This is a genomic window from Klebsiella quasivariicola (assembly GCF_002269255.1).
GTDB lineage: Bacteria > Pseudomonadota > Gammaproteobacteria > Enterobacterales > Enterobacteriaceae > Klebsiella > Klebsiella quasivariicola.
This window is the reverse complement of record NZ_CP022823.1, coordinates 2398274-2415535: the sequence shown is the minus strand read 5'-3', so window position 1 is coordinate 2415535 and position 17262 is coordinate 2398274. Positions and strand designations below refer to the sequence as shown.

11 protein-coding genes, 1 pseudogene and 1 CRISPR repeat array are annotated in these 17262 nt (G+C 59.2%); of the genes and pseudogenes, 4 read left to right on the top strand and 8 right to left on the bottom strand.

Annotated elements, in window-relative coordinates:
- Position 1: 1 nt before the first annotated feature.
- From cas3 to B8P98_RS11975, 4 genes are all read right to left on the bottom strand, one after another.
- A complete protein-coding gene (gene cas3, locus B8P98_RS11995) occupies positions 2-2617 on the bottom strand; it encodes a CRISPR-associated helicase Cas3' (RefSeq protein ID WP_095033051.1) in 2616 nt (871 codons plus the stop codon).
- 440 nt (positions 2618-3057) lie between these two features.
- Positions 3058-3514: a CRISPR direct-repeat array (repeat unit 29 nt; unit sequence AGAAACACCCCCACGCATGTGGGGAAGAC).
- 251 nt (positions 3515-3765) lie between these two features.
- Positions 3766-4836 (bottom strand): ABC transporter ATP-binding protein, encoded by a 1071-nt coding sequence (locus B8P98_RS11985; protein WP_008804521.1) that lies wholly within the window; start codon positions 4834-4836, stop codon positions 3766-3768.
- Positions 4829-6598, bottom strand: coding sequence for an ABC transporter permease (locus B8P98_RS11980; protein WP_095033050.1), 1770 nt, complete (start codon positions 6596-6598; stop codon positions 4829-4831). Before B8P98_RS11980 ends, B8P98_RS11985 begins: the two co-directional genes overlap by 8 nt.
- A 74-nt stretch (positions 6599-6672) precedes the next feature.
- Positions 6673-7761 carry an ABC transporter substrate-binding protein gene (locus tag B8P98_RS11975; RefSeq protein ID WP_004203017.1) on the bottom strand — a complete coding sequence of 363 codons (1089 nt, stop codon included), beginning with the start codon at positions 7759-7761 and terminating at the stop codon, positions 6673-6675.
- 303 nt (positions 7762-8064) lie between these two features.
- Between B8P98_RS11975 and B8P98_RS11965 the strand changes: the two genes are divergently transcribed.
- Positions 8065-9144, top strand: coding sequence for a malate/lactate/ureidoglycolate dehydrogenase (locus tag B8P98_RS11965; protein ID WP_095033049.1), 1080 nt, complete (start codon positions 8065-8067; stop codon positions 9142-9144).
- 246 nt (positions 9145-9390) lie between these two features.
- Positions 9391-11541, top strand: coding sequence for a formate dehydrogenase subunit alpha (gene fdhF / locus B8P98_RS11960; protein WP_095033048.1), 2151 nt, complete (start codon positions 9391-9393; stop codon positions 11539-11541).
- Positions 11542-11585: 44 nt separating this feature from the next.
- On the opposite strand, the gene B8P98_RS11955 is transcribed toward fdhF, so the two are convergent.
- Positions 11586-12743, bottom strand: a complete 1158-nt coding sequence (locus tag B8P98_RS11955) for a M20 aminoacylase family protein (protein WP_095033047.1) — start codon at positions 12741-12743, stop codon at positions 11586-11588.
- 295 nt (positions 12744-13038) lie between these two features.
- Here B8P98_RS11955 and B8P98_RS11950 point away from each other — a divergent pair, with 295 nt between their 5' ends.
- Positions 13039-14238: an MFS transporter gene (locus B8P98_RS11950; protein ID WP_095033046.1), complete on the top strand. Its 1200-nt coding sequence runs from the start codon at positions 13039-13041 to the stop codon at positions 14236-14238.
- Positions 14239-14327: 89 nt separating this feature from the next.
- Positions 14328-14720 (top strand): VOC family protein, encoded by a 393-nt coding sequence (locus B8P98_RS11945; protein WP_002908370.1) that lies wholly within the window; start codon positions 14328-14330, stop codon positions 14718-14720.
- A 128-nt stretch (positions 14721-14848) separates the two neighbouring features.
- Here B8P98_RS11945 and B8P98_RS11940 read toward each other — a convergent pair.
- From B8P98_RS11940 to B8P98_RS11930, 3 genes and pseudogenes are all read right to left on the bottom strand, one after another.
- Positions 14849-15452 (bottom strand): annotated as a pseudogene (locus B8P98_RS11940) (DUF1062 domain-containing protein).
- Positions 15453-15750: 298 nt separating this feature from the next.
- A complete protein-coding gene (locus B8P98_RS11935; protein ID WP_095033635.1) occupies positions 15751-16473 on the bottom strand; it encodes an amino acid ABC transporter ATP-binding protein in 723 nt (240 codons plus the stop codon).
- Entirely contained in the window at positions 16460-17224 is a 765-nt protein-coding gene (locus tag B8P98_RS11930; RefSeq protein ID WP_008804505.1) for an amino acid ABC transporter permease, read from the bottom strand. The genes B8P98_RS11935 and B8P98_RS11930 overlap by 14 nt, the downstream gene beginning before the upstream one ends.
- Positions 17225-17262: the final 38 nt, after the last annotated feature.

Below are 17262 nucleotides of genomic sequence, written 5' to 3'. Positions count from 1 at the left end.
TTTATTCCTTTTTGGAAATGGCCCGGAAGCCAAGATATTCACTGTATTCAAGGGTGTATTTCTCTCCCGCGGGGCGGCCATCCAGCGTCTTCAGTTCACCCGCGGGGCTGACAATGGCAACGCGCAATAACGCCTCATCATCTTCGGGGCGGCCGAGATAGAACACCTCCTGCAGGTGTAATTTTTCCAGATCACTTTTTGCTATCGTGGGCGGACAATAAGCCGGATTAACTCGTACCAGCTGCTGATTCAGCGCCACCGCCAGCTGTCGCCATTGCAACCGACTTAAACGGTTGCGCCCATGAGGAAGGGCTAATTCACCATCATCAAGAAGGCGCATATACGTGACGCCGTCTTGCGTACGCAGACCACGCAGCAGCAGCAGATCATGAGTGTCACGATCGCTATAGCGAGTCTCCGCTTTATGCTCAGGCAGCGTTTTCCCGCCGCCAGATAACGTGAGCTTCGCCAGCGACTGCAGCGCCTCTTCACCAGAACGAAAGCGGCTGCCATTCTTGAGTTCATGCAGTAGCGTGGCCCATGGTCCCTCTTCCGCACGTGCAACATAGGTCCGGTCGATCAGGGGACGAATATCTCCTGGCAACGAGAGAGACGGGATCTCTTGCCAGACCTCCAGACTGCGGCATAACACATAGGGTGAGTAGACCAGGGCGCTCATGCCGAATGCCGAGCCCGGGTTGGCTAAAGCGCTCTCCAGCGAAGGTGACAATAGCCAGCATTCCGCCTTCGCACTCACATTGCGGGGTGTATCGGTATGTCGCCACAGCCGGCCAAGACGTTGCAGCAACATATCGGATGGCGCAAATCGGCTCACGAGGAAATCGGCATCAATATCAAGGGATTGTTCCAGAACCTGGGTGCCGACTAAAATACGCCCGCACTGCTGACGTTGCGACCAGCCGGTCCGGCCGTAGAGCGCGATCCAGCGTTGCTCATGCCGGTTGCGGTGCTGAGGCGTAAAACGAGAATGTAAGAGTCCGATTTCACATCCCACCTCAACCGCCCGGCTAGCCATATCCAGATACCGTTGCTGCGCTTCAGCTACGGTATTTTCAATCCACAACACCTGTTGCCCACGTTCTGCGCGCCGCAGCGCCTCTTCCAGCGCGGATTCATCATTGTTACAGGAATACAGCGTAAGGGTGGCGTGCTCAGTGACAGGAACGCCAATCTCTACCAGCGCTTGCTCTCTTGCGCTGATGGGCGCGGCGGTGATCAGCGGGTAGGCCTCACTGCTTGTAGTCTGTTGCAGCAAGGCGTCACGGCGGGCCCGACTCAGCGTGGCGCTGAGAATAATCACCGTACAGTCGATTTGACGCAGAAATTCGACTAACGCATTAAGGATCGTGCCGGTGTACAAATCGTATGTATGAACTTCGTCAAGGATCACGACCTTGCCTGCGAGCCCTAACGCTCTGACAAAACCATGCTTAATATTCATCACCGCCATCAGCGCCTGATCGATGGTACCGACGGCAAACGGCGCTAATAAGCCGCGTTTACGGTGGTTAAACCACGCGCCACCAGGGCTTGCTTCTTCTCCCATCTCGGTATTCATCAACCAGGCGCCAGAATGTAAAAGTAAGGCATGCTGTGGAGTTTCAGTACTGACAATTTGTTGCAGAAACGCATTAAAGCGATCGTATATTTTGTTCGAGGTAAGCTGGGTGGGTAGCGCAAAATAAATACCGGTTGCTTTTTCCTCAGTCAGCATTTGATAAGCAGCGTATAACGCAGCTTCGGTTTTCCCCATCCCCATTTGCGCTTCGAGAATATAAAGACCCGGCCCCGCAACCTGGTCAATAAAGCGCGATTGCGCTTCGCGTGGTTCCTTCGACGGATCGTCAGGAAAAAAGACCTCTGCAAAGGATAGTCCCTTACGTATAACGGGTTTAATAAAACCGGCGTTATTAAGGGCTGCCGTTATGGCAGGCTGCCACGCTTGCTCAGGATTTTCAAAAAATTCGCCAGAGCCAATCCAGTCGGCTACCGAGGTCAACCCGGCGACCACGCGAGCCTGAGCCGCTGAATCAAATGTCGGCCAATCAGCGGAGAGTTCCGCTTTCAGCTTATCCACGAGTTTTTTACGCTCATCAAACCAGAGCGGCCCGCCGAATACTTCAGCATCACCACGCCTGCCGTTGAGCCCTGGATTAAAACCATGGTGCTGACCAAGGATCTCAGGAACATAGCGCGGAGCATATAAACTTTCCGCTGTCGCCTGACTGACGCCTGCATGTCCTCCCCAGAGCGTTTCGAGTCCGGGATTCACCGCCGATAACCCAGCAAGACGGAGGTCATTAACGTCACAGGCCGCAAAAAGTTTGGCGGAAAACGTCGGACTGACCTTTCCGATATCGTGGCCAGCCGCTGCCATTTCACTTCCTGCGGGAAAGAGTCGACTTCGCATCGGCTCGGGATACAGCGCTATAAGCGCCCGGGCAATCTCCCCGACAATCTTACAATGACTCAATACCGAGCGTCCCTGCACCACGCGACCATCACTCAACATCCGGGTTTTCGCCGGGCAGTTTTCAAAACTTATCGCCGCGATGGCATGTTGATTTTGTAGCGAAACCCTGGTTAAGCGCCTCATGAAAATCATCCTTAATAAAACATGTGCGTTTTATTAATACTAAAGTCAGGAAGCTTTATAAATAATTTTTTATAAAATAAAAAGCACTCACAAACGCTGCGCTTAATGTGAGACATCAAATCGACAATATCAGACATTATAAATAAGTAGTATGAATAATCATACTTCAGGTGCGCCAGAAAAATGGACTTAACAACCATTGCGAAATAAAAAATAAATATAACACATGAATATGAATTTTAAATTCACATGAAAAATATATTAAACTGTGTTTGCCAAACTAAACCAAGATAACGATAACAACGGTTGACCAGCTTTGTTGAATCGCCCCACACGTGTGGGGAAGACCCACCGACGGCGACGTCATAGACCATCACGAGAGAAACACCCCACGTATGTGGGGAAGACCATGAAAGAAGGTGCGCACTGAAAGTTACATGAGAAACACCCCCACGCATATGGGGAAGACCTCACATCAAGAGAGAACCCAGGCTGAATCCCAGAAACACCCCCACGCATGTGGGGAAGACCTGATAAAAAAGCGAACAGGTTTTCCCATTCGAGAAACACCCCCACGCATGTGGGGAAGACAAAATAAACGTGGCGCGGCTGTGGCAAGAGCAAGAAACACCCCCACGCATGTGGGGAAGACGGGGTTGCCTTTCTTATTCTCGCGCCAGATGTAGAAACACCCCCACGCATGTGGGGAAGACCTCTAAATATGAGGATTCGACCGGCAGATAATAAGAAACACCCCCACGCATGTGGGGAAGACGTAACCGTTGAACAGTTTGTTCCTGGCGACTGGGAAACACCCCCACGCATGTGGGGAAGACCGCCTGCAGGCGCTAAACTCGAACGAAAACCCAGAAACACCCCCACGCATGTGGGGAAGACACCAGCATATTGTGTTTAGCGGCGTATTAAAACACCAGATTTACGATAATTGCACTCCGCAGGGGTTCCGCATCAGCATCACATTCATCAAACGAAAAAGTAAGTCCCCATCTCACCACCGTTGACTTGCTGCTGACCAGGACCGGTCTACCCTACTCGCCTCCCCGGGCCGCAGCCAGGCGCAAAACACTTTTGTCATTCCCGGAACGTAGCGCGTCATCCTGGCGCTTGCCTTCCGTGGCTTCGCGCAGTTACCGCTGCGGAAAAATCCACACATCCTCCGCCGGGAGCGTCAGATGGCAGTGTTCGGCATCGCGCAGCGCCGTTCCGTAGGCACGCAGCGGAAAGTCGTCGCCTTCGGTACGGAACAGGTACTCCCAGCGGTCGCCAAGATACATGCTGGTCAGCAGCGGGAGCTGGAGACTGTTATCCTGCGCTGCGCCGTCCAGACGCAGGCGCTCGACGCGGATCACCGCCGTCGCCGGTTGGCCGACGCTGACCCCCTCGCCCGCTCGTCCCCACAGCGTCCAGCTGGCGCCTTCAACCCTCGCACGACCGTTCTCCAGCGCCGTCACCTTACCGTGCAGGCGGTTATTGCTGCCCATAAACTCGGCGGCGAACAGCGTCGCCGGACTGCCGTACATCTCCTGCGGCGTCCCCTGCTGCTCAATGACGCCATTATTCAGCAGCAGAATACGATCGGAGATGGCCATTGCTTCATTCTGATCGTGGGTGACCATCAGCGCCGACAGCCCCAGCTTGATGATCAGCTCGCGCAGAAACACCCGCGCCTCTTCGCGCAGCTTGGCGTCAAGGTTGGAGAGCGGCTCATCCAGCAGGATAACCGGCGGGTTGTAGACCAGCGCCCGACCGATGGCCACCCGCTGCTGCTGGCCGCCGGAGAGCTGGTGCGGATGGCGGTTGCCAAGATGCCCCAGCCCCAGTTGATCCAGCACGCGTTGCACCCGCTCTTTTATCTCCCCGGCGGCGACTTTACGCAGCTTCAGCGGATAGGCCACGTTGTCGAACACCGTTTTGTGCGGCCACAGGGCATAGGACTGAAAGACCAGGCCCAGGTTACGCTCTTCGGCCGGGATTTCGCTGCGCGGCGTGCCGTCGTACACCGTGCGGTTGCCAATGGCGATCCGTCCGCTCGTCGGTTTTTCCAGCCCGGCCACCGCCCGCAGCAGCGTGGTTTTGCCGCTTCCCGACGGCCCCAGCAGCGATACCACCTCCCCCCGGCCGAGCGTCATGGACACCCCCTTCAGCACCGGGTTGTCGCCATAGGTGAGATGCAGATTTTCTACCGATAATTCAATCATGTAATTTCACTCCAAAGCGCAGGGCGATACCGAGGCCAATCACCACCAGCAGAATATTAATAAAGGAGAGCGCCGCGACGATATCGATGGCCCCCGCCGCCCACAGCGACACCAGCATCGAGCCGATGGTTTCGGTACCCGGCGACAGCAGATAGACGCCGGTGGAATATTCGCGCTCAAAGATAAGGAACATCAGCAGCCAGGAGCCAATCAGCCCATAGCGCGACAGCGGGACGGTCACGTGGCGGGTGATCTGCCCCCGGGAAGCGCCGGTGCTGCGCGCCGCCTCCTCCAGCTCCGGGCCCACCTGCAGCAGCGTCGAAGAGATGAGTCGCAGGCCGTAGGCCATCCACACCACGGTGTAGGCCAGCCAGACGCTGAAGATGGTGTTGCGCAGGGCGCGCAGCTGCACGATAAGGTGCTCGCGCAGCCAGTCGGCCACCGGCAGCGCCGAGAGCCAGCCGTGCTTCAGCGACTGATCGAGCCACATCGGCACGAACAGGAACACCCACAGGAAGGCCAGACCGGCCAGCAGCCCCGGCACCGCGCGCGGGACCAGCACGCTGTAGTCGAGAAAGCGGGTGACGTTGTCGGCTTTGCGATGCATGGCGATGCCGACAAACAGATAGCAGATCACCGCCAGCGCGCCGCCAACGATGCCGATAGCCATCGAGTTGACGATCGCCCGCAGCAGGTTGGGCTGCTGCCAGATATTGTGGAACGTCGCCAGCGAAAGCTCATCCCACAGCGACACCCCGACGCCCCAGTTGGAGATAAAAGCGCGTAGCGCCACGCCGAGCAGCGGTACGCCGATGGTCACCGTCAGCCAGGCCATCACCACCGCTCCGGCGACCCAGCGCCATTTGCCCAGCGGCAGCGCCCGCGCCTGCGACGCCTTGCCCTTCATGGTGACAAAGCGGTTGGCGGTGCGCATCAGCCGCCGCTGGAGCATCACCAGCGGGATGGTGATGCAGATCAGCACCACCGCCACCGCCGCCATCAGATGATAGGAGGGGGTGCCGAGCTTGTTAGTCAGCTTATAGAGATAGGTCGCCAGCACCATGTTGCCCTCGGGGTCGCCCAGCACCAGCATCAGACCGAAAACTTCCAGACCGAGGAAGAAGAGCAGCACGCAGGCGTAAAGAATGGACGGGCGCACCATCGGCAGACTCACCGAGGTCATCACCTGCAGCGGCGTGGCGCCGACGGTGCGCGCCGCCTCTTCCACGTCGGAACCGACGCTGCGCAGCGCCGAGGAGATATAGAGATAGGCGTGCGGCACGTGTGTTAAGCCGGCGATAACCACAATGCTGAACATCGAGTAGATATTCCACGGCACAAAGCCGATCAGCTGCTGCGCCCACTGGGAAAAGAAGCCCACCGGCCCGGCGGCCACCACGTAGCCAAAGCCCAGCACCATCGGCGAAACGAAAATCGGCACCAGGATCAGCGGCTCAATGAACCGTCGGCCGGGTAAATCGGTGCGCACCATCAGAAACGCCAAAATACCGCCCAGCGGAATGGCGATAATCACCAGGCCAAAGGCGAGAATAAAACCGGATCTTAATGCCAGATAAAAATCCGGGTCGGTAAAAATAAAGGCGAAGGCTTCCAGACTCCAGGATTTGGAGCGGGAAAAGAATGGCGCGGAGAGAAAACTCTGCACCACAATAAATAACAGCGGGACGTAAATCACCAGCGCCGTGATGCACACCACCACGCCGCGCGGCAGCCCCTGCCACTTTCTGCGTAATACATTCATGGTTCATCCCTTCGGTCAGGAGAAAAAACCCGCCGGGTGTGAATAAGGGGCATCGGCGACGCCCCGGGGGAGGATTATTTCGCGGCGGCGCTGCGCCATTGTTTAATAAACTGCAGGCGTTTTTGCGGCTGTAAATAATCGAGCAGCGTTTCGTTGACCGGGATCGGTTTTAACGCTTTGCCCAGCAGCGCGGTCATGCCGTCGATATCATTTTTACCTTCAATATCGCGACGAATAGAGGGAATATCCGCCTGGCTGGCGAGGATCTGCTGGCCTTTTTCCGACAGGACATAGTCGAGCCACAATTTCGCCGCATTGGGATGTTCGCTCTCCTGGCTAATAAACGAGACGCGGGAGAGCACCAGCACGTAATCTTTCGGATAGGCAATGCCTAAGGAGGGATCGTTTTTCGCCCGCGCTTCGGCATAGGAGCCCAGAATGTTATAGCCGATCAGGTTTTCGCCAGAGGAGACGCGCTCCATCATCGTGCCGGTGGAAGACTGCACCGTCAGGCCGCCTTTGGCAATATTCGCCAGGTCGGTAAAATAGTTCGCGTCGGCCTGGCTGTCCTGCACCGCCAGCATAAAGCCGAGGCCCGATTTTTCGATATCGTAAGTGGTGACTTTGCCTTTAAATTTATCGGCCTGGCTGGCGATCAGTTTTGCCAGCGCGGTATGCGAATCCGGGACCTCATTCTGCGGGATCAGGCGTTTGTTATAGATAAACACCACCGGCTCGTAGGTGGTGCCATAGGCTTTCTGCTGCCAGACCGCCCAGTCGGGTAATTGCTTCACCTCCGGCGAGGCATATTGCTCCGCGTATTCGGTAGCTAATTTCAGCGCGGTATCCATCGACGAGCTCCACACTACGTCCCCGCTGCCGCCCCCGGCGGCCTGCTCGCTGATATAGCGGTTATACAGCTCGGTGCTGTTCATGTCGTTATATTCGACTTTTACGCCCGGATATTGCGCTTCGAATCCTTTAATTAACGGCCCGGCCGCTTTGGTATCAGTAGTGGAATAGATCACCACCTTGCCCTCTTTGACGGCGGCATCCACCGTTTTTTGATAATCCGCCGGATAGCCCGCAGGCACCTCCGCCCAGGCGGCACAGGCGAAAACGGCCGTCAGTGAAACCACTAAACCACTTATTTTCTTATACATGATACCAACCTTTAATCATCAATTAATAAACACAAATTTAACATATAGTGGTATCAGCTCCCCTTGCAACGACGGGGATGGCTTTTTTCTGGCTTTTGTGACACTGGCAGAATTTAAAAATGTGGTGTTTATGGCGTTAATTAAAACGCGATCCCGACCCGGTTTTTTATCGCCTGGCGCCTGACTCAGACGCAGACGCGGTGACGTTCCACCGGGAGAAGCCGCCCTTGACCTTCTGCGCCGGGCGGCGCAGCATAAAACGGCAAACATAACAAAATAACAACAGACTACAGGAGAGAATCAGTGCCTACAGGACACCGCTTTCTGGCGACGGATCTGCATCAGTTTGTCGTCTCACTGTTTACCCATCTCGGCAGTACCCCGGGGGAAGCCACCCTCGTCGCGGACCATCTGATCGCCGCCAATCTTGCCGGGCATGACTCCCACGGCGTCGGGATGATCCCCAGCTACGTGAAATCCCACGCCGGTGGTTTTCTGCAGCTCAACCGCCACGCCACGGTAACCAAAGACGCCGGCGCCGTGGTCACCCTCGACGGCAACGCCGGCTTCGGCCAGGTGGTTGCCCACGAGGCGATGCAGTTAGGCATTGAAAAGGCGAAGCAGCACGGTATGGCGGCGATCGCCCTGCGCAATGCGCATCACGTCGGGCGCATCGGCTACTGGGCCGAGCAGTGCGCCGCTGCCGGGCTGATCTCCATTCACTTCGTCAGCGTGATCGGCGATCCGATGGTCGCCCCGTTCCGCGGGAAGGACAGCCGCTTCGGCACTAACCCGCTGTGCGTGGTGTTCCCCCGCGAGGGCCATCCGCCGCTGCTGCTGGACTACGCCACCAGCGCCATCGCCTTTGGTAAAACCCGCGTCGCCTGGCATAAAGGCGAAGCCGTCGCGCCCGGCTGCCTGATCGACGCCAAAGGGCTCCCCACCACCGACCCGGCGGTGATGCAGACTTCGCCGCTGGGCGCCCTGCTCACCTTCGCCCAGCACAAAGGCTATGCCCTGGCGACGCTGTGCGAAGTGCTCGGCGGCGCGCTCTCCGGGGGACAAACCACCCATCAGGAGAGTCTGCAGACCAGCGTCGACGCCATCTTTAACTGCATGACCACGGTGATCCTGCGCCCGGACGCGTTCGATGCCCCGGACAGCCAGGCGCAGACGGAGGCCTTTATCGCATGGTGTAAACAGACACCGCACGATCCCGATGCCCCGGTGCTGGCGCCCGGCGAATGGGAGGCCGCCAACCGCGAAGCGCGGCTGGCCCACGGGATCCCGCTGGATGCCGGCAGTTGGCAGGCTATCTGCACCGCCGCGCGCAACGTCGGCCTGAGCGAATCGCACTTCGACCGCTGCCGCCCTCTCGCCTAGCCACGTTTTACCCCGCAGAGCGTCTGACGTCGGCGCTCTGCGTCATCGTCATTAGTGACGAGGTCACGCTCCCGTCAGTAATCACCTTTCATTTTACAATAAAAATCAATAAGTTAATTTTTGGCACAAGACCTGCATAACGCAGCAGGCCTGCGTCTGCATCACCACCAGGCGATACCGCGATCGTTGCCCGTCGGGCCCGGCGCGACAGCGATCCTCAGTTCACTGTTAACAGGTCTGTTACTGATGAAAAAAATCACGAGCGTGTGCCCCTACTGCGGGGCGGGTTGCAAACTTAAACTGGTTGTCGACAACAATAAAATCATTCGCGCGGAAGCCGCCGACGGCGTCACCAACCAGAACCAGCTGTGCCTGAAGGGCTACTACGGCTGGGATTTTCTTAATGACACGCAGCTCCTGACGCCCCGTCTTAAACAACCGATGATCCGCTATCAGAAAGGCGGCGCCTTTACGCCGGTCAGCTGGCAGGAGGCGATTCGCTACACCGCCAGCAAGCTCAGGGAGATCAAAGAGAAGCATGGCCCGCGCGCCATCATGACCACCGGCTCCTCGCGCGGTACCGGCAACGAAACCAACTATGTGATGCAAAAGTTCGCCCGCGCGGTGCTCAACACCAATAACGTCGACTGCTGCGCCCGCGTCTGCCACGGTCCCTCCGTCGCCGGGCTGCAGCAGGCGCTGGGCAACGGGGCGATGAGCAACTCGATAAGCGACATCGAAAACTCGAAGTGCCTGCTGGTGTTTGGCTACAACTGCGCCGACTCCCATCCAATCGTCGCCCGCCGGGTGATCAAAGCCCGGGACAACGGCGCCAAAATCATCGTCTGCGATCCGCGACGCATTGAAACCGCACGCATAGCCGACCGTCATCTACAGCTCAACAACGGCAGCAATATGGCGCTGGTGAATGCCTTCGGCTATGTGCTACTGGAGGAGGAGCTGTATAACAAAACCTATGTCGAACGCTATACCGAAGGGCTGGACGCTTACCGCGAGGCGGTGAAAGATTACGCCCCGGAAGCGGTGGAAGCGATCGTTGGGGTCAGCGCGCAGCAAATCCGGGAGGCGATGCGCATCTTCGCCGCGGCCCCATCCGCCACCATTATGTGGGGCATGGGGGTCACCCAGTTTGGCCAGGCGGTGGACGTGGTGCGCGGCCTGGCAAGCCTGGCGCTGCTCACCGGCAACCTGGGACGGCCTAACGTCGGCGTGGGGCCGGTCCGCGGGCAAAACAACGTGCAGGGCGCCTGCGATATGGGCGTGCTGCCGAACCTGTTCCCCGGCTATCAGGAGGTCACCGATCCCGCCGTGCGGGCGAAATTCGCCGCCGCCTGGGGCGTCGACCCGGCGCTGATGGATGACCAGGTCGGCACCCGCATCACCGAGGTGCCGCATAAAGCGCTGACCGGCGAGATTAAAGCCTATTACATCATGGGCGAAGATCCGCTGCAGACCGAAGCCGACCTCGGCCTGGTGCGCAAAGGCATCGAGGCGCTGGACTTTGTGGTGGTGCAGGACATCTTTATGACCAAAACCGCGGAAATGGCCGATGTCCTGCTGCCAGCCACCTCCTGGGGCGAGCACGGCGGCGTCTTCACCTGCGCCGACCGTGGATTCCAGCGGTTTGAACAGGCGATCCCTCCGGCGGGAAATGTGAAGCGCGACTGGGAGATCATCAGCCTGCTGGCCAGCGAAATGGGCTATCCGATGCACTATGAGAACAACCAGCAGATCTGGGACGAGATGCGCGAACTCTGCCCGCTGTTCTACGGCGTGACCTGGGAGAAAATGGGCGATATGGGACACGTTCAGTGGCCGTGCCCGACCCTCGATCACCCCGGCACGCCGTGGCTGTATAAAGACAACCGCTTCGACACCCCCTCCGGTAAAGGGCAGTTGTTCGCCACCGCCTGGCGCGCACCGGCGGAGCGCCCGGATGACGAGTGGCCGCTGGTGCTCTGCACCGTGCGGGAAGTCGGGCACTACTCCTGCCGCTCAATGACCGGCAACTGCGCCGCGCTGCAGTCGCTGGCCGACGAGCCGGGACGGGTGCAGATGAATCCGCTGGACGCGCAACGGCTGGGGATCGCCGACAAACAGCTGGTGTGGGTCAGCTCCCGCCGAGGAAAGGTGATCTCCCGCGCCGACCTTAGCGATCGCATTAACCCGGGGGCGGTCTATATGACCTATCAGTGGTGGGTGGGCGCCTGCAATGAGCTGACCCAGGATAACCTCGATCCGATCTCCAAAACGCCGGAAACCAAATACTGTGCGGTGAAAGTGGAAGCGATAGCCGACCAGCAATGGGCGGAGCGCTATGCCTGGACGGCCTACAGCGACATGAAGGCGCGACTGAAAGCCGCCGCCGACGTCTGATCTCAGGGAGCGCGCCGCGCTCCCCCTCTTTCGCTGCCGGTGGGTTACGCCGCCGGCAGCTGTTTCTCCACCAGCGCCACCCACATGGCGACGCCGGGGCCGATCAGCGCATCGTTAAAGTCATAGCTGGCGTTATGCAGCGGCTTTGACGGGATTTCGCCGTCGGTGCCTATCCAGAAATAGGCCCCCGGACAGGCCTCCAGCATGCAGGCAAAATCTTCGGAGGCCATTGACGGCGCCTGGTTCCAGCGCACCGCTTCCGCGCCGAGAGTGGCGGCGGCGACCTCGCGCAGCTGCTGCGCCTGCAGCGCATGGTTTTTGGTCACCGGATAGCCCGGGAACCAGCTAATCTCGCCCTGCACATCGGACACCTGCGGCTGGGTCGCCACATAGCTTTCGATGAGCTCCCGCACGCGGGCGCGAACGCGATTGCTCAGGCAGCGGAAGGTACCGCGCAGCACCACGGTGTCCGGCAGAACGTTGATCGCCTCGCCGCCGTTTATCTGGGTGATACTGACCACCGCCGAATCCTGCGGCGACAGGCGGCGGGAAGGAATGGTCTGCAGCGCCATAATCAGCTGCGCCGCCGCGACGATCGGATCGGCCCCGCTCTCCGGCATCGCCGCATGACAGCTTTTCCCGCGCAGGGTGATCTCGAAGGCATCCAGCGAGGCCATCATCGCGCCATCGCTGAGCGCCACTTCGCCAAGGGGGATCCCCGGCCAGTTATGCAGCGCATAGATGGCATCCATCGGGAAGCGTTCAAATAGCCCCTCTTCCACCATTTTGCGCGCGCCGCCGAGGTTCTCTTCCGCCGGCTGAAAGACAAAGTGGACGGTGCCGCTGAACCGACGGGTCTGCGCCAGATGGGCGGCGGCCGCCAGCAGCATCGCGGTATGGCCGTCGTGGCCGCAGGCGTGCATCACCCCGGGGCGGCGCGAACGGTAGCTGACGCTCCCCAGCTCGGTGATCGGCAGGGCGTCCATATCGGCGCGCAGGCCGATGACCGGCCCGGGGCCGTTTTCCAGGGTCGCCACGATGCCGGTGCCGGCCAGCCCGCGGTGAACCTGTAGCCCAAACGAGGCCAGCAGCTCCGCAACGCGGCGTGAGGTCTCCTGCTCCTGATATCCAAGCTCAGGCGCGGCGTGAAATTCACGTCGCCAGCCTGTGGCTTCGGCGATCAGTGACGGCGATACAGCCATGTATTACTCCTTTCCTGCATAGCGTAATGCTGAATAATCGGTCATGCGTCGCGTTTTTCCCCGTCGCTCACCGGCGTCGGGGCGCTGCCGCTCCCTCCGTTATATCCTGTCGTTAACACGCTGACAACGTCACGAAATGCGGCGGCGGCGCGGCGTACAGCCCTTCTGCCGCCCTGCGGTCCTTTTTTGGTAGTGATTTCAACGGTGACAACGGCCAGGCGATTAATTATTATGCAGATCAGGACGGCATTTTGCCGAAGGATCCACTACTGACCTCGCCGTAATCGGAAATAAAATGTTTAACCCAGACCAGAATCGTCTCGCACCCACGCTGGCGATGATCATGGCCGCGTCGCTCGTGGGATTTATCACCGGCTATACGGTGCCGTTAATCAGTCTTGAGCTGGCGCAGCAGCAGATCGCGCCGCTGTACGTCGGCCTGCTGGCCGCCCTGCCGCCCGCCGGCATGATGATCTCCTCCTTCCTCTCTCCTGCGCTGTGCCGGCGCGTTGAAATGGGCGTGCTGCTGAGCGGCAGCCTGATCCTGCTGGCGCTGGCGACCATCGCCTCATGCATGACCACCGATATGGCGCTGCTTCTGCTGCCGCGCCTGCTGACCGGCCTGGCCTCCGGGGTCATTATCGTGCTGGGCGAAAGCTGGATCACCGGCGGTGCAGCGGGCAGCCAGCGCGCCACCCTCACCGGCATCTACGCCTCGGCCTTTACCGGCTGCCAGCTGGCCGGGCCGCTGCTGATCTCCGTCGGCCCCGCCTGGCAAACCTCAGCGCTGATAGCAATTGTCGCGGTCACCGCGGTCTGCCTGCTGATGCTGCGCCATCTGCCCACCGGCACCCGCGAAAGCCTTGGGGAGCGCGCCAGCTGGCGCAGCCTTGGCGCCTTCCTGCCGGTGCTGGCCTCCGGGGTCTTCTGCTTCGCCTTCTTCGACGCCAGCATCCTTGCCCTGCTGCCGCTGTACGGCATGGACAAAGGGCTGAATGAAGGGATGGCGGTGCTGCTGGTCACCGTGGTGCTCACCGGGGATGCGATGTTCCAGACCCCGCTCGGCTGGCTGGCCGACCGGGTCGGTATCCGCCGCGTGCATCTGAGCTGCGCGGTGGTCTTCAGCCTGGCGCTGCTGGCCCTGCCGCTGATGCTCGGTTCACGCCTCCAGCTGATGGCCATTTGTCTGCTGCTGGGCGCCGCGGCGGGCGCGCTCTATACCCTGTCGCTGGTGCGGGCGGGGAAAACCTTCAATGGGCAGAAGCTGATTATGATTAACGCCCTGTTCGGCTTCTTCTGGTCCGCCGGCAGCGTCGCCGGGCCGGTGGTCAGCGGCATGCTGATCGGCATCACCGGTTACGATGGCCTGATCGCCACCCTGGTGGCCAGCGGCGTGCTGTTCCTGCTGATCCAGTGTCTGTGTAAAAACGAGAAAACCCTGCTTGCCAGTGAGCAGGAAGAGGAGATGGATGAGGCGACGGAGTCCGCACGGTAGTTTTGAGGGGCTGGCCTGGCGCCAGCCAGCCCGCTCGCCAGCAACCAGGCTGAGGTTTTACGCCATCAAACCTGCTCCAGGAGGACATCATGTTTTCATACATCATGCTTGGAACCAATGACCTGCCACGCGCCATCAAATTCTATGACCCGTTAATGGCGCTGCTGGGACACGTCAAAGCCGGCCGTAACGAACAGGGGGCGTCCTGGGGGACCTTCAACGGCAATCACACCTGTGGGCTGTGCGTGGGCGTTCCTTTTGACCAGCAGCCTGCCGGGGTGGGCAATGGAACGATGGTGGCGCTTAACGCCCGCTCCGTCGCACATATTGCGGAACTGCATGCCCTCGCCCTGCAACTCGGCGGACGTGACGAAGGCGGTCCCGGTCACCGGCCGCAGTATGGCGACGGTTTTCACAGCGCCTACGTCCGCGATCCCGACGGCAATAAGCTGGCGTTTGTTTACTATGCGTCTGCAGATTGAATGGCTGCAGCGGAGGTGGCTTTTGCAGGCGGAGATAAGGGAGTCAGGACGGCCAACTTCGCCGTCCTTATTCACCGAGGAATAAAAAAGCCAGCAGCTCAAGCGCTGCGGCTTATCTTCCCGGCAAGTTATCTACCGCAAAGTGATAACGTAATCCGGCGTCGCGCATACAGCGTTTCCGCCGCCAGCTGAAAACGATATTCCATCGCCTTCAGCTTTTTCGTCTTGAGCTGTTTTAGTGAAATACCCTCGATATGCCCTGTCGCGACCAACCACCGGATTTCAGCCGTACTCAGCTTGAGCTGTTTTTTCAGTATTGATAGCAGGCTGACGCGAAATGGCTGACTGACTCTGACGCGCACCGTTATCCGCGGGCACGCCATCAGCGTCACCGACCATTGCTCCTGAATACGAAAATCAGGTTGCCCCGACGGCTCGGCGCGGTTGCGCTTCAGCGTCGCGAGGTCAGCGGCATAATAGTGAACCATGGCTGCATCGTTCTGCAGCAGGCGCTGAAGCAGTTCACGGTTTATCTTGCTGACGTGCAGCCTGGAAAACAGGGCGATATTCCAGGTGTAATCGCAGCGCGTGCATTTATAGATGCTCCAGATATCCAGCAGCTTCTTTTGCGAATTCACCCGGATGGCGCCGGAAGGCGCGAAGTCGCGAAGTCGCGAAGTCGCGTTTTACATTGCAGGCGGGGCAGCGTTTGGCAATGTGCTGATACCCCACGGGCGTGACCGTCCATGTAACTGTCATAACGTACCTTTTTTAACCCATACGAAACCGAGTCCGTCATTAACGGACCATGATTTTTGGCGTATGAAAAATAGTTAATCGCTATTTTTCAGTGGGTTAAAAAAAGATTTCCAACGTTATTTTCCTGGAGAAGTCCTAATCGACACCCTGAGATTAACAAAGGGGTTATCGCGGGATATATGAGCCCAGTCAATGTTTGCGCGGATGATTAAAAGCTTCGTCAATACACCCGGAATGCTCAGCGGGCTGGCATCGCGCCAGCCCGCCCGGTTTACAGCACCTTGCTGAGGAACGCGGCGGTGCGTGGGTTGGTCGGCGCGCTAAAGATCTGCCCCGGCTTGCCCTCTTCCTGAATCACGCCCTGGTCGATGAAGATCACCCGGTCGGCCACTTCGCGGGCAAATCCCATCTCGTGGGTCACGATCACCATGGTCATCCCCTCGCTGGCGAGGTTCTTCATCACCTCCAGCACGTCGCCCACCAGCTCTGGATCCAGCGCCGACGTGGGCTCATCGAACAGCATAATCGACGGCTTCATCGCCAGCGCGCGGGCGATGGCAACCCGCTGCTGCTGGCCGCCGGACAGGCTCGCGGGCCAGGCGTCGCGCTTATCGCTTAAGCCCACCTTCGCCAGCAAGGCCTCCGCCAGGTCGACTGCCTGCTGGCGCGGCATATTGCGCAGATTCATCGGCGCCATGATCAGATTTTCCAGCACCGTCATGTGCGGGAACAGGTTAAAACGCTGGAACACCATGCCGACGCTTTCGCGCATCTTGTTGAGGTCGGTGGTCCGGTCGTGGGCGGCAAAGCCGTTAACTACCACCTCGCCGTCGCTGACCGTCTCCAGGGCGTTCATGCAGCGCAGGAAGGTGCTTTTCCCCGAGCCGGATGGGCCGATGATGCACACCACTTCCTGCGGTTTAATATCGCAGCTGATGCCGCGCAGCACGTGGCTGTCGCCGAAGCGCTTATGTAAGTTATTAATGTGAATCACTTTTGCCAAACCTCTTTTCCAGACGGTTAACCAGCTGCGCCAGCAGGAAGGTGATCACCCAGTAGACCAGAGAGATGGTCAGGTAGGGTTCCCAGTAGGTGGCGTAGGCGCCGGAGACGGTGCGCGCGGCGTAGGCCAGATCGGCCAGGCCGATCGCCGAGGCCAGCGACGAGTCTTTGACAATGGCGATGGCGTTGTTGCCCAGCGGCGGCAGAATGCGGCGAAACGCCTGCGGGAGGATCACCTTGCGCATGGTTTTCCACCACGGCATGCCCAGCGCGCGGGAGGCCTCCATCTGCCCCTTGTCGATCGACTGGATGCCGGCGCGGAAAATCTCCGACACATAGGCTCCGGCGTTAAGGGTGATCGCCACGATGCAGGAGAGGAACGCCCCGTAGCTGGCGCGCAGTTCGCGGGCAAAGTCGGCGCTCATCAGGCCGCCGGTCACCAGCAGGCCGTCGCGCGGGTTGATAAACAGCGGCACCAGCGCAAAGTGCACCACCATGATCTGCACGAACAGCGGCGTACCGCGAAAGGCGCTGACGTAAAAGCGCACCGGAAACTGCACCAGGTAGCGGAGAATATATTTCCACGGCCCGTGCTCGGCCTTCGCCATCCGCCCCAGTCCTAGCGTTAACCCCCACAGCGTCCCGAGGATCACGCAGATAATGGTACATTTAATCGTCATCAGGGCGCCGTCCACAAACAGCGGGCCGTACTCCTCGATGATCTCCCAACGGAATCCCGTCATAGTCCTTCCCTAAAAAATACGGCTATCGCCTGGGCGAT

Coding starts and splice junctions, on each gene's coding strand:
- B8P98_RS11975 (WP_004203017.1), bottom strand. CDS start 7,761: ATGTATAAGAAAATAAGTGGTTTAGTGGTTTCACTGACGGCCGTTTTC.
- B8P98_RS11945 (WP_002908370.1), top strand. CDS start 14,328: ATGTTTTCATACATCATGCTTGGAACCAATGACCTGCCACGCGCCATC.
- B8P98_RS11955 (WP_095033047.1), bottom strand. CDS start 12,743: ATGGCTGTATCGCCGTCACTGATCGCCGAAGCCACAGGCTGGCGACGT.
- B8P98_RS11980 (WP_095033050.1), bottom strand. CDS start 6,598: ATGAATGTATTACGCAGAAAGTGGCAGGGGCTGCCGCGCGGCGTGGTG.
- cas3 (WP_095033051.1), bottom strand. CDS start 2,617: ATGAGGCGCTTAACCAGGGTTTCGCTACAAAATCAACATGCCATCGCG.
- fdhF (WP_095033048.1), top strand. CDS start 9,391: ATGAAAAAAATCACGAGCGTGTGCCCCTACTGCGGGGCGGGTTGCAAA.
- B8P98_RS11930 (WP_008804505.1), bottom strand. CDS start 17,224: ATGACGGGATTCCGTTGGGAGATCATCGAGGAGTACGGCCCGCTGTTT.
- B8P98_RS11950 (WP_095033046.1), top strand. CDS start 13,039: ATGTTTAACCCAGACCAGAATCGTCTCGCACCCACGCTGGCGATGATC.
- B8P98_RS11985 (WP_008804521.1), bottom strand. CDS start 4,836: ATGATTGAATTATCGGTAGAAAATCTGCATCTCACCTATGGCGACAAC.